Origin of the sequence: Hyphomicrobium zavarzinii ATCC 27496 (assembly GCF_000383415.1) — a bacterium.
Taxonomy (GTDB): Bacteria; Pseudomonadota; Alphaproteobacteria; order Rhizobiales; family Hyphomicrobiaceae; genus Hyphomicrobium_C; species Hyphomicrobium_C zavarzinii.
The window spans coordinates 204,387-224,641 of sequence record NZ_KB911258.1 but is presented as its reverse complement, the minus strand read 5'-3'; the positions used below and the strand labels follow the sequence as shown (position 1 = coordinate 224,641).

Below are 20,255 nucleotides of genomic sequence, written 5' to 3'. Positions count from 1 at the left end.
GAAGCCGGCGGCGCTTTTCTTCTTTCCTTGTATTGCTGGGCGTCAGCGCCTCGGGGGCTTGTTCGTCCCCCTTCGAGGCGGGCTTTTTCCGATTGCACTCTAGCCCCTTGTCGAAGTCGCAATCCTAGGGCTATTAAGGGGCGGCTCGCGAAGCGTGCCGCTATCTGGCCAACCGGACCGGTGACCCACATCACCGTTCGCTGCAACTGGGATAGCTTCGGACTGCAGCCCTCGCACCCTGGGCAGGACGCTCCAAGCGAACGTCTCAGAATGGACGCTCGGGGCGCGTTGTTTTTCGTTCAATTGAAGGAAGGGAACCCCCTAATGGCCAAGATCAATCGCGTTATGGTCGGCGAGTCGCTCGTCGGCGACGGCAACGAAGTCGCACACATCGACCTCGTCATCGGACCGCGCGGCAGCGCTGCTGAGACGGCGTTCGTGAACGCGCTCTCCAACAACAAGGATGGCTTCACCACGCTCCTCGCCGTGATCGCGCCGAACCTGCCCTGCAAGCCGAACACGATCATGTTCAACAAGGTCACCATCAAGGACGCCCGCCAGGCCGTCCAGATGTTCGGACCGGCTCAGTACGGCGTTGCCAAGGCCGTTCAGGACTCGGTTGCCGAGGGCGTGATCCCCGCCAACGAAGCTGACGACCTCTATGTCCTCGTCGGCGTGTTCATCCACTGGGAAGCGGCCGACGACGCCAAGATCCAGGACTACAACTACCGCGCCACCAAGGAGGCTCTCGCCCGCGCCGTTGCTGGCAAGCCGACCGCTGCTGAAGCTACCGCTCAGCGCAACTCGGTCTCGCATCCGTTCGGTGCGAAGACTTGAAGCGGAAACCGTCCACAGCAGGATAATGCCCCTCCATTGAAGGGGGGTCTGCTGCAGCGATTGGGAAGACTACTCTCTGGCCGTTGGAACGGCTGATCTACACGGGTGGACCTTCACTATCCACTCGCAAAGTGGACTGAAACTTTAGAGCCTGGTTGCGATTTGAGCTTCGCAATCAGGCTCTAATTTTTTTGACCGGCGGTTCAGGCGATCGCTTCGATGTCGCGGCTCGTGATCGCGCCGCCATGGAGCGCTGTGGCTACGAGCGCGCCCGCGACGCCGATGTCTCGCAGGGACGCGAGATCAGCGACGCTCCGCACACCGCCCGCCGCATAAACCGCGCGATGTGCCGCGCGCGAGACGACCGCATCGAGGCGCGGAAGATCCGGCCCCTCGCCGCTGCCCACGCGGGCGAGCGTCATGACGATCACGCGGTCCGGCCAGAGCGCGGCATCTTCGAGCAGGCCGGGCGGGCCAATGAAGTCATCGCCACGGAAATCGAGCGACAGCGGCGCCGCCGGACCTGCTGCCTTTCGCGCGCGCTCGTAGTCATCGATCGAGCTGAGCGACTCCGATCCGAGCACGTGACTTTTGATGATGGCGGCTGGCGGGCCATTGTCGCCGAGCGGGGCTTGCGTGCCTGCTCCCCCGTCGTCGATCCAGAGCTCGGTGCCGGGCCAGGATGCGGCGAGCCGCTGCTGCATCCGGTAATCAGCTCCGCGCGCTTCGATCCCTTCGAGATCGGCGACATAGAGCTTCCGGAACGGAAACAGGCGCGAAAGCCCCAGCGCGACCGCGACCGGATCGGCGCTCCCGGCAAGCGGCGTCACGAGCGGGCGATAGTTCGCGCGGTCTCCGCGACTGGCTGCAACGGCGAGACCGCCACGCACGTCGATGACCGGGATGATCTCCATCAGCTCACTGCTCGCAGTTGGGGTCTAGACAGGATGGGCGAGGCATACTCTCCATGGCCCGGCGGGTGATGTACCACAGGCGGCGGCTGTGTGCCGCGCCACGCGAGCCCCTGCGCAGCCCATCTTCGCCGTGATAGGGAGGAGCGGGCAACGCGTAGTGTACGCCGAAGCGAGGAGCAGGTTTGGCATGGGCATGACGGCGGGTCTGGATGTGGGCGGCGCGCACCTCAAGGTGGCGCTGGTCGAGGCTGCGCGCACCGTTGCCGTGCGTCAGATCGCCTGCCCGCTCTGGCAAGGCCTCGACAAGCTCGACACCGCGCTGGCGGAGGCCCATGCCCTGATTTCCAGCGCACGCTCGGTTGCGATCACCATGACGGGTGAGCTGTCCGATCTCTTTCCCGACCGGGAGACCGGCGTCGCAACCCTCGTCGCGCGCCTGTCGCGGGAGTTCGGAGACAAGGCGCGATTCTGGATGGGGCCGCGCGGCTTCGGCCGTGCCGAAGAGGCATGCCATCATCCGGGCGACGTGGGCTCGACCAATTTTCTTGCGACGGCGGCCTTCATCGGCAGCAGCATGGCGGACGCGTTGCTGATCGATTTCGGATCGACGACGGCCGACATCATTCCGATCTCGTCCGGCTCACCGGCCCCGCGCGGCTTTACCGACGCCGAACGGCAGATTTCCGGAGAGCTTGTCTATACGGGCTTCACGCGGACGGCTGTAATGGGGGTTACGACCGAGGCACCGTTCCGCGGCGAGCGCGTTGGATTTGCGCGCGAGTATCTCGCGACCATGGCCGACGTGCGCCGCATCCTCGGTTACGACCTCACGGAGATCGACCAGCACGCGACGGCGGACGGAAAGGGCAAATCGCTCGAGGAGAGCGTTGCGCGGCTAGGGCGCATGCTGGGGCGGGATGCGCGAGACGGCAAGGCCGAGGACTGGCGCCAGACGGCGGCGTTCGTGCGCGAGTGTCAGCTCCGTTCGATTCATGACGGCGCGGCACGCGTTCTTTCCGCGGCACCTCTGCTTGCAACGGCTCCGATCGTAGCTGCAGGCATCGGCGCTGGAGAGATCGAGGAGATCGCCCGGCGGTTGGGACGGCCCGTCGTGCGCTTCGGCACGCTCGCCAATGCCGATCAATCGTGCGAGGCGTGGGCGACGGGATGCGCGCCTGCGGTGGCCGTGGCGCGGCTGCTCGGCGCCGCAACGCAATAAGACATCGTTGAACATAACTGCGGTGCATGCGCGCTTCGTGCCTGCGTGACTGCGGCTGCGCTGCAACTCCTTACAAAGGTCTTAAAAGTTTTCCTCTGATACATGCGGCCATCTGAAGCGGCCTCTAATGCGTTGCTGCTAGACTCAACCCATAATGAACAACAAGCCTCAATCGGGGAGAGGCCATGAAAACGGCGCTCACAATTCTTGCAGCTATCGTCATGCCGGGGGGCCTCATCGTTCTGGCCGTTGGCATCACGACGTTCCTGGTCGCACGTCACCGCGCACGCGCAAAAGCGGCGCAACTGGCTTCGGCTGTCTAAGCGCGGAAGGTTTTCTTTACTTTTTGCTCGCGGCTTCCGCATTGCCGCTGCGATAGGCGCGAATACGCTCCATCAGCCACTCCCAAGCCTCCATCTCGCGCGGGCCTGCGGTCTTCGAGATCGCGATCTCGAGATACTTCAGTTCGGCATCGATCTTTTCCGGCGGCAGCATGGACAGCCGGGTCGACAGCACCGCAAGCTCCAGAACGGCGGCTTCGGCCCTGTTGTAGCCGCTCCAAACGGAATGGCTTGCCGCGTGCACGATGCGGCAGTGAAACCGGGGCCGCACATCATCCTCGCTGATGCGCTCGACGGCCAGCTCCCAGTGGGAGACCGCATCCTTCAGACGTACGCCTTTGACCACGTCGGCCGGCACGGTGGGCCAATCCCTGCGGCCGGTGATGCAGCCCGCGAAAACCCGCACATCGCCCGTGTGGCTCGCCACCGCCGCCGGATTGGCCATGAGATTGTCGAGCGTGCGCGACGGCTTGAAGGGCGCGATGATCCAGCCCGCGCCATCCTCGATGAGGCCCAGAGGGGCGATGTGGGGCACCCCCGCGGCATTTGTCGTCGTGACGATGGCCTCGACGATGCGTGGCATTCGCGCCTCCCCTCGGCTTGGTGTCGTGCGGATTACTTCGGCCTGCCCGCTGCGGCCCTAGCACGGATGCCGCGCGCCGTCGATCTCAGCGCGCGGCGGCTGGGAGAAGGCGTGCGCGGCGCTCTCTGAGGAGCGACGTCGAGGAGGGCCGAGAGCGCGGCGTCCTCTCCCGGGCCGAGCACCCGCCAGGCCAGATCGGCCCGTTCCACGATGACGGGAAACACGGGATCGACGATGCCTTGGCGAGCGAGCGTTTTCGCCGCCATCGTGCGGCGCACCGTCCGCGATTTGACGAGGGCCACCTCGACGTTCCCCAAGCGCTCGGCGAGGCGCGCGGCCAAACCATCGGAGGTAATGCTCCAGTCGCGCGGAATGCGCCGGTCGCCCGCGCAGAGCTTCGCAGGCAGCCAGACCGGGATGCGCCTGCAGCGCCAGGCGCGCTCCATGCCAATCAGCGTGTCGGCCGCGACGAGGCGCGGCTCGATGGCGATCATCGCCTCCGCCATCTGGTGCATGGCGAGAAGCGCCATGTCGTGAGCCGCTTCGTCGGAGAACCGGAGAAGGGCCTGCGTCTCGCGTACGGCATCCGCGAACGGGCCGCCGCCCGGCACCACGACAACAGAGCGGCGCGCACGGCGCACCAGGCCCAAGAGCGCACGAAGCCGCCCGCTTTCCGCGAGGCTGCCTCCGATCTTGAGCACGAGCGCGGTCACGGCCCGGTCTACCTCGTTCGATAGATCTCGACGCCGCGCACAGGGCCGCGCTCCAGCTTCTCGATGCGGACGCGCATGGCCTCGATGCGGCGATCCTGGAGGCCGCGCTCGGCGATCTGCTCGGCGAATGTCTCGAGGAGATTGATGTGTCCGGCGCTCGTGATGTCGTTCACCGCATCGATGATGTCGGTGTAGGACGGCACCGTGTCCATGTCGTCCTCGGACGCGCGGACGGCGGGCGCAAGATAAGCATCGACAGTCAGGCGCACCTTCTGCGTGACGCCCTTCTCCTCGGCATAGACGCCGATGTTGCAGTCGATCACCCAATCCTTGAGGAAGATGCAGTCCCGCCCCAGCGCCTCGGACGCTTTTTGCGTGGGCGATGCCGTTGCGGCGCGTGCCGTCTCGATCGTAGTCACGGTGTGGTTTCCAACTCTAGGCCAGCCGATGGGCCGGCTGGATTCTTTGGTTGCGGGATGGCGCGGCGCACGGCGGCGAGCGCGGTGGCATCGAGGGCGGCACGACGGTCGGCCGCGCGGCAGAGCGCGCCCCGGAACCCGAGCACGTCTGGGCCGAGCGTCAACAGGACGGGAACCTGCGCGAGGCGAAGCGATCCGGCGAGACCAGCCATGAGCCCCGCGGCGCGGGCTTCCGCGATGAAGGCGGACAGCTCGGCGGGCGTGCGATGATCGAGCAGCGTGCGGCCGTCTTTCGTCGCGGTGTCGAGCATAACGCCCGCAAAGCCCGCCTCACCCAACGCCGACACGAGCCCCAGATCGAGCGGTGCATCCGCAAGGAGAACGGCCACGAGCGGTGTCGACGGCGCGAGATCGCGGCCAAGCGCGTCGATGGTCGCGCGCGCGTCGCCGCCCGGGAAGATGCCGATCTTGACGATGTCGCACCCCGTCGCGGCCATGGCGCGCGCGGCCTCCACCACGGGCGAAGGCTCCGGCGCGAGATCGCCGATGGTTGCGCTGACCGGCACATGGGCGGGCAGCGCCTTGCGGACCGCCGCCACAACCTCATGAGGAAGGGCGCCTAGCGCTCCAGCGGCCGGATCTTTGCAGTCGACGATGTCGGCGCCATGGGCGGCGGCGACCCGCGCCTCTGCCTCGGACGTCACGCTTGCAAGGAGGCGGACGAGCCGATGCTTCGTCGTCGTCATTTGGATGGGCTCACGTCTCGCGAAAAATGCGTCTTTGCTCGGCCAGCACCTTGTCCCGATCGGTCCGCTCGGACGGGGAGAGGCGCACGGTCTCGTCTTGGACAATAGTCGCATTTGTACCGGACATGCGCAAGATACGGGTGCCCAGCATCACGGATTCGGCGCGGTCGTGGGTGACAAAGATCACCGTGGTCGGGCGCCGGTTCCAGAGGCCGATCAGAAGCTCGCGCAGCCCCTGGGCCGTGGGATCGTCGAGGGAGACGAACGGCTCGTCCATCAGCAGCACGTCCGGCTCGGTAATAAAGCCTCTGGCGAGCGCGGCGCGCCTTTGCATACCGAGCGAAAGGCGTTCCGGATACTGGGAGGAGAAGCCTTCGAGACCGACCTGGCGCAGCATGTCCTCGATGCGGCCGTGACGGGCGTCACCATCCGGAAGCGCGAGCGCGATGTTTTCGTAAACGGTGCGCCAGGGCAGAAGCCGGGGCGACTGGAAGATGTAGCCGAGCCTGGTGTCGGGGCCGCCCAGCGCCACCTCGCCCTCGTACTCGCTGTCGAGCCCGGCAATGATGTTGAGGAGGGTCGACTTTCCGCAGCCCGAAGGTCCTGTGAGCACCACGAACGAGCGCGGCTCTATGTCGATTGCGATGTCCTTCAGCACCGGCTGCTCTGCGCGCACGCCGGAGGCGGGATAGATCTTGCGTTTCACGCGGATTTTCAGCGCGCCTGCCGGCGTGTCGTTCAGCGGCGCCATCTGTTCACCCGTGCGGCGATCGGCTGAAGAATGCCGAACTCGATGAGCTGGACGAGAATGATGAAGGCCAAGGCGTAGGCCAGGATCATCGAGACGTCGAACATCTGAAAGTAGGTGCCGAGCTGAAAGCCCACACCGTTGGAGCGCCCGAGCAGCTCGACGACGAGCACGATCTTCCAGACGAGAGAAAGACCGGTGCGGGCGGAGGCGAGGAAGAACGGCGCCAGCTGCGGAAGCGTGACGTGGCGCAGCGTCTTCCAGCGGCCGAAGCGATACATGTGCGCCATCTCTGCGAGATCGCGCGACAGACTGCGCGCGCCTTCTCGCACCGTGACGGCGACGTTCGGAATCTTATTCACGGCGACTGCGGTGATAGCGGCCACTTCCGTGCGGCCGAACCAGACGTAACAGAGAATGATGATGACGAGCGCCGGCAGGTTCAGAAACAGAATGAGCCAGCTATCGAAGAAGCGGTCGGCCCGCGCGTTGCGCCCGAGAAAAATACCGATGCTGGAGCCGATCAACATCGCCACCGCGAAGGCGATGACCACACGATAGAGCGTGACGCCGATATGATAGAGCAGCTCGCCGCTCGCAAGCTCGCGCATCATTGCGGAGAACACCACCGTGGGCGTCGGCAAATGGCGATGCTGGATGATCAGCGCCATCACCTCCCAGAACAGGAGGAAGCCCGCAATGGAGCCGAGCCCCCATGCGACCCGCACGAGGAGAGACTGATCGGATCGTGCGCGGGAGGCTGTGTTAAGTCGCTGCATGGTGGAAAAGCTTGGGATCGAATTCAGTACCGCGGCCCATCAGCTCGGCATCGCCGGCCTCGACCAGAACCTGCATGAGCCTCTCGGCCGCCTTCAGCTCCTCCAGGCCCCAGGGCTTCGGAATTCCCGCACGATAGGACGCGATGATGGAGCGGAACTCGCCTTCGGATGCGGGCTTCACCAGCGGACGCAACGGCTCCCAGGCCGCATCGTCGGTCGCGAGCACGTCGTTGGCCTGCTGCACCACCGAAAGAAGCTTCGTGATCTCGGCGCCGTGCGTCGCCTCGTAATCCTCCTTCCAGATAAAGCCAACGAGCGAGGGTACGGGATCGATGCCGAGATCCTTCATGATGTCGCTCACCGTGAGAAGTTGCTTGAAGCCGCTTCCGGTGAGACGCGCCGCGTAAGTCCAGAAATTCAGCACGGCGTCGATGCGGCCGGAGCGGATCTCCTCGGCCAGAAGAGGCGCGGCGCCGAACGACGGGTGCGCGTATTCTGCCATGTCGCGCCCGAGGCGCTTCTTCGAATAGGCCCTGAGAAGGAGCCAGCTCTTGTCGATGGCGGAGCCTGCAACGCCGAGCGCTTTGCCTTCGAGCCCCGAGATCCCGGAGATGTCGCTCTTCTCAGGGACGACGAGAGAGCCGAGAGCCGAGGAATAGGGAGAGAACTTGAGCTTCTCGCCGAGCGAGCGCTGGCGCATGGCCCAGGTCCAGTCGGAGACGATCACGTCGGCGCCGTCACCTAGAAGCGCGATGGGGCCGGCCTGGTTGGACGCGACGTCCACCACCTCGAACGACAGCCCCGCCTTCTTGTCCAACTCCAGAAGCTGGATCGTCTTGATGACCCAGGACAGCGATCCGTACTTGACGGAGGCGAGGCGCAAGGGATTGCCCGCAGCGAAGAGCGGCCACGGCGACACGGCGGCAACAAGGGCAACCCCCGTGCTGGCCAGAAGCCGGCGGCGATCGATCATCTGGGCTTTTCCTCTGCCAACAGTCGATTTTTCGTCAGCCACCGAACACCGTGCATCCACGCTTCGTCCGTATTGCCCTGAATGAGCACACTTGAATTGCTCACCAGCTTGCTTTTGGCAATGTCTACGATCGCGACAGTAAGGCTCAAGTGCGTTTCCGAGATCTTGTCGATGACGCCGGTCATGACGAGGTCCGCCTTGGACTTCGCCGCGATGTCGACCTCGCATCCGTTGCAGTTGTAGATCGGCTGCGCGGCGGTGATCTCGCTCGAGAGCGGCGCGATGTCTACGATCTCATAGCGCCCGCTCGCAGCCAGCAATTTCTGAAGCTCCGCGTGGGCTTGGTCCAGGCGCCGCTGCTCGTCAGGGCTGGGGCCGCGGGTTCCCAGGAAAAAATCGTCCTCGCTTCGCGGAAACGACATATCGATCGGGAAAATTGCCAACTTCTGGCCGGCCGCCGCGGCGCCGGAAAGCGCCACGCTCGTCACCATTGCCACCGCCAGCCAAGCCGCCACTCGACTTCGTGTCATCTCACCTTACCGTTCTCAACAAGCACGGAGTGCTTACACTATAACGTGCGTTTGATGACGACGGATTTGCAAGTGCTATGTCCCCGAGGCTGCCTTCACGGCGTGTAACAAAAGCGCGAGGGCCAAAGCCGGTGAGCTTGACAATTGGCAATACGATGCGATCTTCCCAGGGAACATGTTACAATATACCCGGCAATTCCGCATTGCCGGAGGGTCCGCCGGGAGGACAACGCATGAACGTTTCAACTGGGCCGCGGCCACGGCCCGCCCGGTCTGTTTTCTGCCGCCCGCACCGCCCCTTCCTTAGGGGTTTACCCTTCCTTGCCGCTGCGGCGGTCGCCTTGCTGATCTCGCCGCTCGCCGGCTATGCCCAAGAGGGCGCGCCTGCGGCCTCACCTGCAGAGGCGCCCGCGCAATCGCCCGCGGCTGCGCCGGCCGAGGTACCCAAGGCGGATGCCGCCGCCGATCCCTCGGTGCTGAAGATCCGCATCCTGATGGCACGCGAGATCCGGGAGGACCGGCTTCCGCCGCTGTCGCTGCTCGACATCCCGCCCCCCGATGACGGAGTGGCCGGCGCGAAGCTCGCGATTGCCGACAACAACACGACCGGCCGCTTCCTCAAGCAGGAGTTCGCGCTCGATATCGTGCAATCGGCCTCGCCGGACGAGTTGGTCGCCGAGGTGAAGAAGCGCGTCGACGAGGGCATCGCCTACGTCGTGGCAGACGCTTCGGCGGAGACGCTGCTCGCGCTCGCCGACGCTCTCAAAGACAAGGATGCCGTCATTTTCAACGCATCCGAGCCGGACGAGCCGCTTCGCGAGGAGCAGTGCCGCATCAACATCAAGCACACGGCTCCATCGCGCTCGATGCTCGCGGACGCGCTCGGCCAATACATGGCGTGGAAACAGTGGCGCAAATGGCTGCTGGTCGTCGGCCCTACTCCCGAGGACAAGGCCTACGCGGAGGCAATCCGGCGGACCGCCAAGCGCTTCGGGCACAAGATCGTCGAGGAGCGGGAGTTCAAGTACGATCCCGGCAGCCGACGCTCCGACGGCGGGTTCGAACAAATTCAGCAGCAGATTCCTGGCTTTATGCAGGGCGCCCCCGAGCATGACGTTGTCGTCGTGGCGGACGAGGGCGAGCTCTTTGGCGACTATTTCCCCTATCGCACATGGCAGGCGCGTCCGGTGATCGGAACCGCCGGCCTGTTCGCCACCACGTGGCATCCGGCTGTCGAGCTCTGGGGCGGAACGCAGTTCCAGAACCGCTTCAAACGGCTCGCCGGACGGCAGATGCGGCCGCTCGACTACAACGTCTGGATGGCCGTGCGGTCGGTGGGCGAAGCGGCGACGCGACGGAAGACGGCAGACCCCAAGGACCTCATCGCCTACATGCGCTCGCCCGAGTTCGAGCTTGCGGCCTTCAAGGGCCAGAAGCTCACCTACCGGGCTTGGAACGGGCAGCTTCGCCAGCCGATCCTGATCGCAACGGCCAAGATCCACGTAACAGTCTCGCCACAACCGGGCTTCCTGCATCAATTCACGGAGCTCGACACGCTGGGTGTCGATCAGCCGGAAACCAAGTGCACGGCCTTCAAGAAATAATGCGAGCGAACCACCAAGGAGCTTCGACGTGACAAGACAACGGAAAGGCCTCGTATTCGCGCTCGCCGCCTCGGCGCTGGCGTTCACGACCTCGAATGCGCTGGCCTACAAGGTGTTCGTCTCGAACGAGAAGGAAAACACCATCTCGGTGATCGACAGCGAGACGCTGCAGGTGGTGCACACGATCAAGACGGGCAACCGGCCGCGCGGCATCATTCTCGCCAACGAGGGCAAGTGGGTGATCGTGTGCGCGAGCGACGATCATAAGATGCAGGTGTTCGACACGAAGACCTTCGAATACGTCAAGGATCTTCCTTCGGGACCCGATCCCGAGCTGCCGATCCTTCACACCTCTGGAAACCCGCTCTACGTCTCCAACGAGGACGACAATCTCGTCACCGTCGTCGACGTGTTCAAAGGCACCATCATCACCGACGTGCCGGTGGGCGTGGAGCCGGAAGGCATGGGCATGAGCCCGGACGGAAAGGTGCTCGTCAACACCTCGGAAACCACCAACATGGCGCATTTCATCGATGCGCATACCTACAAGAACATCGACAACGTGCTGGTGGACAACCGTCCGCGCGTCGCCGAGTTCTCCTCCGACGGCAAGCAGGTGTGGGTCAGCGCCGAAATCGGCGGCACCGTGACCGTGATCGACGCGGAAACGCGAAAGGTCATCGGAAAGGTGAATTTCGAGATCCAGGGCATCACCAAGGATGCGATCCAGCCCGTCGGCGTGCGCATCACCAAGGACGGCAAGAAGGCCTTCGTGGCGCTCGGGCCGGCCAACCGCGTGGCCGTGGTGGATACGGCGACCCTCAAAGTCGAGAAGTATCTGCTCGTGGGACAGCGCGTCTGGAACCTCGGCTTCACGCCTGACGAGAAGCTGCTGTTCACGACCAACGGCACCTCGAACGACGTCTCGGTGATCGATGTCGAATCCCTCAAGGTGACTAAGTCAATCAAGGTCGGCCGCTATCCGTGGGGTGTCGTCGTCGCCCCGTAATGACGCGGCTCTTGCAAGGACCAGGGTTCGGCGCTCCCTAGTCCCTCCACCAACCGTCGCGGGCCAACTCGTGCCCGTCGACACGATGTGATCGTGCTTTCCCGCATCTCCGGAAGCACCTCAGATGGAGCGATCCGACATGGCGCGAAGACTTGCTTTTACGTTTGCCGCTCTTGCCGCAATTCCGCTTGCGACACACTCCGCCTCCGCCGAAGGCTACCTTGCAGGCAAGGCGGAGGCCCTTCCCGATCTCGAAATCGGCCTCGGAGATTCGGGGCTCGAGAAAAAGGGCGGGGACTATTCAATCGTGACGGGGAAAGGTTACTCGCTCAAGATCAAGTCGACTGGCAAGCACGAGTGCGCGATAGTCGCCCCGCAGTTTTTCGCAAACATTTACATCCGCAAGGTCGAGATCAACAAGGTCGAGGTCAAGCTCTCGGGACTGCACGAGATCGAGATGGAGGAAGAAGGCGAGGCCGAGCTATACTTCGTCGCCATCCGCCCCGGTGAATATACCTGGGCCTGCCGCGGCCTCGAAGCCAAGAACCTGACCGGGAAGTTCAGCATCAAGTGACGAGCAGCCAGACAGATCAGAACATGCCGGCAGCGTCCGGCGCGTCCGCTCCGGACGCGCTCGTCGTAAACGGCGTGAGCCATGCCTTCGGCGACAAAGTCGTCCTCGACAACGTCTCGCTCACGGTCCCGCGTGGCACGTTCGCCGTGCTCCTGGGCCTCAACGGCGCAGGCAAGTCGACGCTGTTCTCGCTGATCACGCGCCTCTACGACAACGTGTCGGGCGAGATCCGCATTCTCGGCCACGACGTTCGCAGGAAGCCGGGCGCCGCGCTGCAACGGCTTGGCGTCGTGTTCCAGTCGAAGACGCTCGACGCCGATCTCTCGCTGCAGCAGAACCTGCTCTATCACGCCGCGCTCCACGGCATCGGGCGATCGGAAGCCAAGCGCCGGGCCGTCGAGTCGCTGGAGACGGTCGGGCTTGCCGACCGGGCTCACGAGAAGGTGCGCAATCTTTCCGGCGGCCAGGCGCGGCGCGTAGAGATTGCCCGCTCGCTGATGCACCGCCCGGGATGCCTGCTGCTCGACGAGCCGACCGTCGGCCTCGATATCGGCTCGCGCGAGAGCGTGATCGGCATCGTGCGCGGCCTCGTGCAGAAGCAGGGGCTTGGCGTGCTCTGGGCCACGCACCTCATCGACGAGATCTCCGATACAGATCTCATTGTCGTGCTGCACAAAGGCAAAGTGCTGTTCACCGGGCGCCTGCCCGCATTTCTGGCCACAACGGGAGCCAATTCGGCCCGTGATGCGTTTCGCATTGTCACGGGCACCTCATCGACGGCGGAGGCCGCATGAACGTGAACATCGTGCGATCCGACGCCCCGCCGCAGGCGCAGGCTGTTCCTGATGTCGAGGCGCCGCGCCTCGGCCCCCTCGCCTATCTCGCCTGCTTCCGCGGAATCGTGTGGCGCGAGGTGCTGCGGTTCCTGCACCAGCGCGAGCGCTTCTTCTCCGCGCTTGTGCGGCCGCTCGTGTGGCTCTTCATCTTCGCGGCCGGGTTCCGGCAGGTGCTCGGCGTCTCGATCATTCCGCCTTACGAGTCCTACGTGCTCTACGAGACGTTCGTGACGCCCGGGCTCGTCGGCATGATCCTTCTGTTCAACGCCATGCAGTCGTCGCTCTCGATGGTGTACGATCGCGAGACGGGCGCCATGCGCACGCTTCTCGTCAGCCCGTTTCCGCGCTCGTTCCTGCTGCTCTCAAAACTCATCGGCGGCGTCGCGGTGGCGCTGCTGCAGGCCTATGCGTTCCTGGCGATCGCCTACTACTGGGAGATCGAGCCTCCCCTCATCGGCTATCTGACGGTGGCTCCGGCCCTCATCCTCGCGGGCCTGATGCTCGGCTCGCTGTCGCTCTTCATCTCGTCCGTCATCAAGCAGCTCGAGAATTTCGCGGGCGTGATGAACTTCGTGATCTTTCCGATGTTCTTTGCGTCATCCGCGCTTTATCCGCTGTGGCGCATTCGCGAGAGCAGCCCCCTGCTCTACGAGATCTGCCGGGTCAATCCGTTCACCTACGCGGTGGAGCTGATCCGCTTTGCGCTTTACGGACAGATCGGCCCGCGCCTGGAGGACGGCTCGCTGGACCTTACGAATTTGTATGTCGTGATCGGCTACACCGTGTTCTTCCTTGGTGCGGCGGTCTATGCCTATAACCCATCGAAAGGGCTCATTGCCCGGCGTGGCGGTCCCGGCGGCGGGGGCTGAGACGCGACGAGATTTCGGCGAACCTGGTGACACACGAGAGACAATAAAAAATGACCAGACCCGCTTACTGCATCCGCGTGCCGTTCCTGATCGGAGCGCTCGCGCTCACCTCTTCCGCTTTCGCGGGCGCGCCCGAGACGACGATCCAGGGTGAGGCGGAGGCGGCGCCTCCCCCCATCAACATGAACGTCGACTGGCCCTGCGTTCAGCGCAAGATCGAGAGCCTCACCGCATCACAGATGTGGGACGGGCCTTCGGTCGATGGCGTGAAGGGGTGGTACAAAGACAAGGCCATCTCAGACCTGATCGAGCTTTTGTCGAGCCGTCGCGTTCCCGTCGAGGAGGGCGAGGCTGCCATTCAGAAATTCGCCGAGGCGCAGCCCGAGGACAAGCGCGACGCGCAGCTCACACTGCTGTTCGCCGGTCTGTTCGACAAGATCAACAGCCAGCGGCGCGGCGTTCTCTCCGGCATCGAGAAGTATCAGAAATCGCAGAAGGAGCGCGCGAAGGAGCTCGAGCGGCAAAGCACCGAGATCGCGCGCCTCGAAGGCGAGGCCGGCTCGAACGAGAGTGTCGCGCTCGATCAGGCACGCGAGCATTACAATTGGGCGCAGCGCATTTTCCAGGAGCGCCAGTCGAGCATCCCTCTCGCTTGCGAGCTTCCGGTGCTGATGGAGGAGCGGCTGTACGCGTTCACCCGCTCGATCCGCGGCTTGATGAAGAGCTGACGGCGGGGCCGGTTTCGCGGGATTTTCCCTAAGGAACCGGCGTTGCCTTCACGAGGTCGAAGCCTGCCTGCTGCCAGGCGTCGGTGCCTTCCGGAAACCAGATGACATTGGTGTAGCCGAGGCTCAGCGCGCGCTTGCCGGCGTTCCACGACATCCAGCAATCCTTGAGGCAGAAGAACACGACGGGCCGCGTCTGATCGTTGCCCGTCAGCTCTGCCAAGCGCGACTTGAAATAGACCTCGAAATCCGCCGAGAGAACGCCGTAGCCGACGTTGGGGAGCCAGTGCGCGCCGTCGATGGTCATGTGCGTAGGATCGCGCCAGACGGTGCCCTCAGGCAAATTCGGCGGCTTCGGCGCACGCGGAAAGACATCGACGAAGACGGTCTTGCCGTCCTTGATCAGGACCTCGGCCTCATCGGCGCCGATGACCCGCGCGCCTTTCAACGTCTTCGGCACCGGCGAGCGATACTCGTCGATGCGGTACGCTTCGGGCTCCGCAACCTCGCCTTCCGCGCCGTAGGAGGCTGCCGTCCCGAGCACCAGACAAAGAGAAAGCGCGGCGCCGGGAAGCATCCCGTAACATACCGCGCTCCAAAACTTCGATGTCGTGAAATCCGATAGCCGCACGCCGTGCTTCCGTTGCTTGCCCTCGCCGGAGCATGATCCTAGCAAACCGAGGCGGATCAAGCTCCGGAATTTTCGGCGTCAGTTGGTGCCTTTCTCGGGCTTACGCGGCTCGGTGATGAGCTTGTTGTCCTCGTCGATGATCGGCACGCCGTAATCGAGGAGGATCTTGTCGATGTCGCCCTGGCGCTTGGCGATCACGTTGTTGATCTCGTGCTTCCAGGCCGTTTCGCCCGAGCGCACACCCATCGTGATGCGGTATTCGAGCCGGGGGAGGCCCGGCTGCTTTTCCTCGAGCATGGGAGACACGTGCAGCTTCTCGCCGCCGTGGGCCGCGTACCAGCCCGCGTGGGGTCCCCACAAGACGCCGACGTCGATCTCGCCGGACCGCACGTCGTTGGCCATGTCCTGCATGGGGTTCTGGTAGCGCGTATCAACGATGAAGAGATACGACTTGGCGTTCGGCATCAAGCCAGCCTTGGCCACGTAATCGCCTGCGGGAGCGCCGGCCTGAATGCCGACCTTCTTGCCCTTGAGCCTCGGGTCGAGGATGGACGTGATGCCTTCGAGTCCGGACCCGGGCTTCGTGATGAGCGCGTATGTGGTGCGATAATAGTGGTTCGTATTGAGCGTGAACTCGTCGGCCTGCACCGTACCCATGATGAGGTCGCAACGCTTCTCGGACAGCGTCTTGCGGACGAAGCCCAGACCTTGCGGGAACCACGTGTATTCGACCGAGGGACGCTTCAGCTCATCGGCGACGAGCTGGGCAATCTTGTTTTCAAAGCCCTCGCCCTTCTCGTCGGAATACGGAAGGTTGGCGGGCGTGGCGCAGACGCGGAGCACCTTTCGGTTCACCGCGTCCGCAAGATGGCCTTCGGCAGCCCCGGCGCCGCCAGGGGCGGCGAGGAGACTTCCGAGGATAAGAGCAAGTACGGCGCGCGTTCTCATGTCTTTTTCTCTCTCTTAGCAAGAGCAGCCGCCGAACTGCCGGCTGTCATCAGCCTCCGGTGCAGCTCTTCTCGTACTCCTGAGCCTCTTTCGGCTTCTCAGCACGCTGGTCGGCGCTCAAGCGGCCGCCCTGCAGCGCATCGGTCGAGCGAGCGCGGAGATACGTGTAAAGATCGTCGATGTAGCACATGACGTTCGGGTTATCGCCGAGCGCGGGCATGATGTATTTGGTGCCGGCGACGTCACGCTCCTGGCCGCTCGAGACGACCTGCAGGAACTTCTCGTAGGTCATGGTCTTGAGCGAGTCTTTCAAGGCCGGAGCGAAGGTCGAGCCTTCTGCGTTCGGGCCGTGGCAGACGTGGCACTCGGCGTGATAGCGGCGCCAGCCGGAGTAGGTGTACCAGTCGACCTGGATCACGTGGTCGGTGTTGGCAGGATCGCGCTTGACGTCATAGGTCGGCGTACCGTCGGGGAGAACCCACTTGCCGTCTACAAGCTTCTTGCCTTCCTGAAACTGTTTCTCGAAAGCCGGATCCGGGACGGGAGCCTTATCGTCGTTTGCAACCGCTGGGCTTACCGAGAGAGCCGCAAGGCTCAAGCCTGCGGCAACAACCAAACCAAAACCAATCCTGTCCACGCGCGTCCCCTTGTTCGTTGAAGTTCTGCCATATCCTCCGACCCGGGAAAAAACAACTCTCAAACCGGGAATATGGACCTCACAAAATGGTGCTTCATCCTAGCTCAATCTTCAAAATTTGGTGACGTTCCCCAGTCACGCAAGCTTTTTCGAAGATTACTTTCCAGCAACAAACCGGCGCGGGTTTCCCCGCGCCGGTCCGGTTTTCCTAACGACCCTGATTAGGGAAGCGAGTAGACCGTCAGCGTACCGCCGAGATCGGTGTACGACTTCAGGCCAGCGTAGTTACCGACTGCACCGAGGCCGTCCGTCGGCTTGTCGAGGCCAGCGGCGAGACCGATGCCGGCCCAGCCACCAACGCCCGAGTAGAGGCCGATGTACTGCTTGCCCTTGTGAGCGTAGGTGAAGACGTTACCGATCGAGCCGGAGGGCAGACGGTGCTTGAACAGCTCCGCGCCATCCTTCTGATCGCGGCACTTCACGTAACCCTCGAGGGTACCGTGGCAGGCAATGCCGCCAGCGGTCGTGAGCACGCCCGACCAAACCGAGAAGGGCTCGTCGATAGCCTTCACGATCTTGCCTTCGGATGCATCCCAGATGGTGAACTTGCCGGTGTTCGTCTGACCCTCAGGCGGGAACATCGACAGCGTCGCGCCAACGTACGGCTGGCCAGGCGTGTACGAAACCTTGAAGGGCTCGTAGTCCATGCAGACGTTGTTGGTCGGGATGTAGAAGTGGCCCGTCAGAGGCGAGTAGGCGGCCGGCTGCTGGTCCTTGAAGCCAAGCGCTGCAGGGCAGACGTTCTTGGTGTTCACGTCGGGACCGTTGAGGAACGTCGACTTCGAAGCGACGACGGTCGGACGACCGTAGTTGGGCTTCGACTTGTCGAGCTCAACGCCCGTCGACCAGTTGAGGGCCGTGTTGTAGGGCTCAGCAACGAGCGGCTCACCCGTCAGACGGTCAACCGTGTAGCCGAAGCCGTTACGGTCGAAGTGGACGAGAACCTTGCGGTCCGCACCCTTGACCTTCAGATCGGCGAGGATCGACTCGTTGACGCCGTCGTAGTCCCACTCATCGAACGGGGTCATCTGGTAAGCCCAGGCGGCCACGCCGGTGTCGGGGTTACGGGCGAACAGGGTCATCGACCACTTCTGGTCGATCTGCTTGCCGTCCGGTCCAGCGCGCTGAGCCGGGTTCCAGGTCGAGGGGTTGCCCGTGCCGTAGTAGAAGAGGTTGGCTTCCGTGTCATACGACGCGTAGCCCCACGTGGAGCCGCCACCGATCTTCCACTGGTCGCCGGTCCAGGTCTTCAGAGAGGAGTCCTTGCCGACCGGCTTGCCGAGCGACATGGTCTTCTCCGGGTCGACGAGGATGTCGGCGTCCGGACCCATGGAATAAGCGCGCCATGCACGCTTGCCGTCCTTGAGGTTGTAGGCGGTGACGTGGCAGCGAACGCCGAACTCGGCGCCCGAAGTGCCCATGATCACCTTGTCATTGACGATCAGGAGGAAGCCCGTGTGGGTCTCGCCCTTCTTGGGATCGCCGTTGACAGCCTTCCACTTCTCCTTACCGGTCGCGGTGTCGAGCGCGACGAGCGTGGTGTCGGCCTGGCCGAGGATCAGCGTGTCGCCTGCCACCTGAACGCCACGGTTAACCGTGTCGCAGCACATGACGGGGATGACCGACGGATCCTGCTTCGGAGAGTACTTCCAGAGGATCTTGTTGTCGTTGTCGAGGTCGAGAGCGAATACGTTGTTCGGGAATGCCGAATGGACGTACATGCGGTTGCCGATCACGATCGGCGAGCCCTCGTGACCGCGAAGAACGCCGGTCGAGAACTGCCAGGCAACCTTGAGATCCTTGACGTTCGACGTGTTGACCTGGTCGAGCTCAGAGTAACGCCATCCGGCGTAGTTACCCTGCTGCAGCGCCCAGTTATTCGGATCTGCCGACGCCTTCTTGACGTCCTCGTTCGCCAGGACCGGCGAACTCAGAGCGACAGTGGCGAGCAGCCCGCATGCGAGTGCACTTCTGCGCATCGCGCTTCCTCCTTAAAGTTCTTGCCACGCTTGCAAGCGGCAGCGAACGACAGCGTGTCACAGCCCAGTTTACGGTTTATCGGGATTTTTTCCCTTGTTGTTCCGCTGGCTTACGAATGTTGGCTCCCGCACTGAGGAGCCCTCTGAAGCCATCGCTACCGTGGCATCGTTTTAGACACTTTCTCGTGAGGTCCGCAAGACAATCCGTGAGACCATTTTTCTTGCAACACCGATAGGACAAGCATTCTGACCCATTTTTTGGGCCGTTTTATCGATGTTTTTTGCGCTGCGGCAGAAAATGGTGCGTCGCACGCCTAGATTTTCCCCGCACAAGATGGCCCGTTGACCTATTGACTTAAGATAATTTATGTGAATAATTTTTGCCCTCAATTTCATGCAAAATGCCATTTTCTCCCTTGTAAAGCGTTGAGTTTTGGGTATTTTTTCCTGAGCTAACTGAGACAAATGCCCGCGCGTCTGGTGCGCCCGCGGCAACCCGTCCAGCCGCTCTCTGGACCCCACGGCAAGCCATTTTCTTCAATGGGTTGAGCTCTGATGCCCCCGTCCCCTTCGGCTGATTTCGACCGCCGCACCCTGCTTCGGGCAGTCCCCGGCCTCTTGACGCTTTTTGCATCCTCTGTCAGCGCCGCTTGGCGTCCGGCGTTTGCGGACACGCGATCGGAGGTCTCTCCGGAGTCATTCGTCGCCGAAATCGCGCCCGGGGTTTATGCTCACAGAGGTCAGATTGCGCTCTACGCGCCGGCCAACGAGGGCGACATCTCGAACGCCGGCTTCATCGTCGGGCGGGAGGCCGTGGCGGTGATCGACACCGGCGGCAGCGCCCGTATCGGGGCCCGTCTTCACCAGGCCATCCGCTCGATCACGCCGCTGCCGATCCGCTACGTCATCAACACGCACATGCATCCGGACCACGTGTTCGGAAACGCGGCTTTCGAAGCCGATCAGCCGGCCTTCGTCGGCCATCACAAGCTTGCTCGCGGCCTCAGCGCACGGGCGGATCGGTACCTCTCGATCAACAAGGAAGCGCTTGGCGAGGAGGCTTTCGCCGGCACCAAGATCGTGCTTCCCACGCTCGCGATCAGCACGCCGACCGTGCTCGATCTCGGAGGGCGCGAGATCCTGCTCGAGCCGCAGAAGACCGCACATACGGACAACGATCTCATCGTGCGCGACCGCCAGACCGGCACGGTTTTTCTCGGCGATCTCCTGTTTTCAGAGCACGCGCCGACGCTCGATGGCTCGATTTTGGGCTGGATGGCGGTACTCGACACGCTCACCAAGGAGCCGATCCAGCGCGTCGTTCCGGGGCACGGAGGCCCGTCGATGCCGTGGCCGGATGCGGCGGCGCCGCTTCGTCACTATCTACAGGTCATCGCCGACGAGATCCGCGCGATGATCAAGGCCAATCGCACCCTCTCGGAGGCAACCGAAAGCGTCGGACTTTCCGAAAAGAGTGCGTGGAGCCTGTTCGAAGACTATCATGTCCGCAACGTCTCTGCGGCTTTCGCCGAACTCGAGTGGGAGTAGTCCCGCTCAACAAGAAGCAAGGCGCACCAAGCG

At 63.4% G+C, this 20,255-nt stretch carries 23 protein-coding genes; 10 read left to right on the top strand and 13 right to left on the bottom strand.

Annotated elements, in window-relative coordinates:
• Positions 1-324 precede the first annotated feature (324 nt).
• A complete protein-coding gene (fae, locus tag F812_RS0112210; protein WP_020086266.1) occupies positions 325-837 on the top strand; it encodes a formaldehyde-activating enzyme in 513 nt (170 codons plus the stop codon).
• 203 nt (positions 838-1,040) lie between these two features.
• Here fae and F812_RS0112205 read toward each other — a convergent pair whose 3' ends face one another.
• A complete protein-coding gene (locus tag F812_RS0112205) occupies positions 1,041-1,751 on the bottom strand; it encodes a HisA/HisF-related TIM barrel protein (RefSeq protein WP_020086265.1) in 711 nt (236 codons plus the stop codon).
• Positions 1,752-1,938: 187 nt separating this feature from the next.
• Here F812_RS0112205 and F812_RS0112200 point away from each other — a divergent pair, with 187 nt between their 5' ends.
• Positions 1,939-2,970 carry a hydantoinase/oxoprolinase family protein gene (locus F812_RS0112200; protein ID WP_020086264.1) on the top strand — a complete coding sequence of 344 codons (1,032 nt, stop codon included), beginning with the start codon at positions 1,939-1,941 and terminating at the stop codon, positions 2,968-2,970.
• Between the two features lie 185 nt (positions 2,971-3,155).
• Complete coding sequence (locus tag F812_RS26545; RefSeq protein WP_020086263.1) at positions 3,156-3,293, top strand: hypothetical protein; 138 nt, start codon at positions 3,156-3,158, stop codon at positions 3,291-3,293.
• A 16-nt stretch (positions 3,294-3,309) separates the two neighbouring features.
• On the opposite strand, the gene F812_RS0112190 is transcribed toward F812_RS26545, so the two are convergent.
• The 8 genes from F812_RS0112190 to F812_RS0112155 are packed head-to-tail and all read right to left on the bottom strand — an operon-like array spanning position 3,310 to position 8,802.
• The gene (locus F812_RS0112190) at positions 3,310-3,894 is read right to left on the bottom strand and encodes a DUF447 domain-containing protein (protein ID WP_020086262.1); all 585 of its coding nucleotides are present in this window, start codon (positions 3,892-3,894) and stop codon (positions 3,310-3,312) included.
• A gap of 32 nt (positions 3,895-3,926) precedes the next feature.
• Positions 3,927-4,607 carry an amino acid kinase family protein gene (locus tag F812_RS23725; protein ID WP_020086261.1) on the bottom strand — a complete coding sequence of 227 codons (681 nt, stop codon included), beginning with the start codon at positions 4,605-4,607 and terminating at the stop codon, positions 3,927-3,929.
• Positions 4,608-4,615: 8 nt separating this feature from the next.
• Positions 4,616-5,026: a dihydroneopterin aldolase gene (locus F812_RS0112180; RefSeq protein ID WP_020086260.1), complete on the bottom strand. Its 411-nt coding sequence runs from the start codon at positions 5,024-5,026 to the stop codon at positions 4,616-4,618.
• Entirely contained in the window at positions 5,023-5,772 is a 750-nt protein-coding gene (locus F812_RS23720; protein ID WP_020086259.1) for a (5-formylfuran-3-yl)methyl phosphate synthase, read from the bottom strand. Before F812_RS23720 ends, F812_RS0112180 begins: the two co-directional genes overlap by 4 nt.
• A gap of 10 nt (positions 5,773-5,782) precedes the next feature.
• Entirely contained in the window at positions 5,783-6,523 is a 741-nt protein-coding gene (locus F812_RS0112170) for an ABC transporter ATP-binding protein (protein WP_020086258.1), read from the bottom strand.
• A complete protein-coding gene (locus tag F812_RS0112165) occupies positions 6,511-7,299 on the bottom strand; it encodes an ABC transporter permease (RefSeq protein ID WP_083929177.1) in 789 nt (262 codons plus the stop codon). The genes F812_RS0112170 and F812_RS0112165 overlap by 13 nt, the downstream gene beginning before the upstream one ends.
• On the bottom strand, positions 7,286-8,272 hold the full coding sequence (locus F812_RS0112160; protein WP_020086256.1) for an ABC transporter substrate-binding protein: 987 nt from the start codon (positions 8,270-8,272) through the stop codon (positions 7,286-7,288). The genes F812_RS0112165 and F812_RS0112160 overlap by 14 nt, the downstream gene beginning before the upstream one ends.
• Positions 8,269-8,802 (bottom strand): DUF3280 domain-containing protein, encoded by a 534-nt coding sequence (locus F812_RS0112155; protein ID WP_083929176.1) that lies wholly within the window; start codon positions 8,800-8,802, stop codon positions 8,269-8,271. Before F812_RS0112155 ends, F812_RS0112160 begins: the two co-directional genes overlap by 4 nt.
• 341 nt (positions 8,803-9,143) lie before the next feature.
• Here F812_RS0112155 and F812_RS0112150 point away from each other — a divergent pair, with 341 nt between their 5' ends.
• From F812_RS0112150 to F812_RS0112125, 6 genes are all read left to right on the top strand, one after another.
• Positions 9,144-10,406 (top strand): ABC transporter substrate-binding protein, encoded by a 1,263-nt coding sequence (locus F812_RS0112150; protein ID WP_020086254.1) that lies wholly within the window; start codon positions 9,144-9,146, stop codon positions 10,404-10,406.
• A 28-nt stretch (positions 10,407-10,434) separates the two neighbouring features.
• Positions 10,435-11,415 carry a PQQ-dependent catabolism-associated beta-propeller protein gene (locus tag F812_RS0112145; RefSeq protein ID WP_020086253.1) on the top strand — a complete coding sequence of 327 codons (981 nt, stop codon included), beginning with the start codon at positions 10,435-10,437 and terminating at the stop codon, positions 11,413-11,415.
• A 139-nt stretch (positions 11,416-11,554) separates the two neighbouring features.
• Positions 11,555-11,989: a cupredoxin domain-containing protein gene (locus F812_RS0112140; protein ID WP_026868084.1), complete on the top strand. Its 435-nt coding sequence runs from the start codon at positions 11,555-11,557 to the stop codon at positions 11,987-11,989.
• Positions 11,990-12,012: 23 nt separating this feature from the next.
• Positions 12,013-12,783, top strand: a complete 771-nt coding sequence (locus tag F812_RS0112135; RefSeq protein ID WP_040498368.1) for an ABC transporter ATP-binding protein — start codon at positions 12,013-12,015, stop codon at positions 12,781-12,783.
• Positions 12,780-13,694 (top strand): ABC transporter permease, encoded by a 915-nt coding sequence (locus F812_RS0112130; protein WP_020086250.1) that lies wholly within the window; start codon positions 12,780-12,782, stop codon positions 13,692-13,694. The genes F812_RS0112135 and F812_RS0112130 overlap by 4 nt, the downstream gene beginning before the upstream one ends.
• 50 nt (positions 13,695-13,744) lie before the next feature.
• On the top strand, positions 13,745-14,422 hold the full coding sequence (locus F812_RS0112125; protein WP_020086249.1) for a hypothetical protein: 678 nt from the start codon (positions 13,745-13,747) through the stop codon (positions 14,420-14,422).
• Between the two features lie 28 nt (positions 14,423-14,450).
• On the opposite strand, the gene F812_RS0112120 is transcribed toward F812_RS0112125, so the two are convergent.
• The 4 genes from F812_RS0112120 to F812_RS0112105 form a co-directional block, all read right to left on the bottom strand.
• Positions 14,451-14,996 (bottom strand): PQQ-dependent catabolism-associated CXXCW motif protein, encoded by a 546-nt coding sequence (locus F812_RS0112120; RefSeq protein ID WP_020086248.1) that lies wholly within the window; start codon positions 14,994-14,996, stop codon positions 14,451-14,453.
• A gap of 132 nt (positions 14,997-15,128) precedes the next feature.
• Entirely contained in the window at positions 15,129-15,998 is an 870-nt protein-coding gene (locus F812_RS0112115; RefSeq protein ID WP_020086247.1) for a substrate-binding domain-containing protein, read from the bottom strand.
• Positions 15,999-16,047: 49 nt separating this feature from the next.
• Entirely contained in the window at positions 16,048-16,635 is a 588-nt protein-coding gene (locus F812_RS0112110) for a c-type cytochrome, methanol metabolism-related (RefSeq protein WP_040498255.1), read from the bottom strand.
• Between the two features lie 221 nt (positions 16,636-16,856).
• On the bottom strand, positions 16,857-18,674 hold the full coding sequence (locus F812_RS0112105) for a PQQ-dependent dehydrogenase, methanol/ethanol family (RefSeq protein ID WP_020086245.1): 1,818 nt from the start codon (positions 18,672-18,674) through the stop codon (positions 16,857-16,859).
• A 555-nt stretch (positions 18,675-19,229) separates the two neighbouring features.
• Between F812_RS0112105 and F812_RS0112100 the strand changes: the two genes are divergently transcribed.
• On the top strand, positions 19,230-20,222 hold the full coding sequence (locus tag F812_RS0112100) for a quinoprotein relay system zinc metallohydrolase 2 (protein ID WP_020086244.1): 993 nt from the start codon (positions 19,230-19,232) through the stop codon (positions 20,220-20,222).
• Positions 20,223-20,255: the final 33 nt, after the last annotated feature.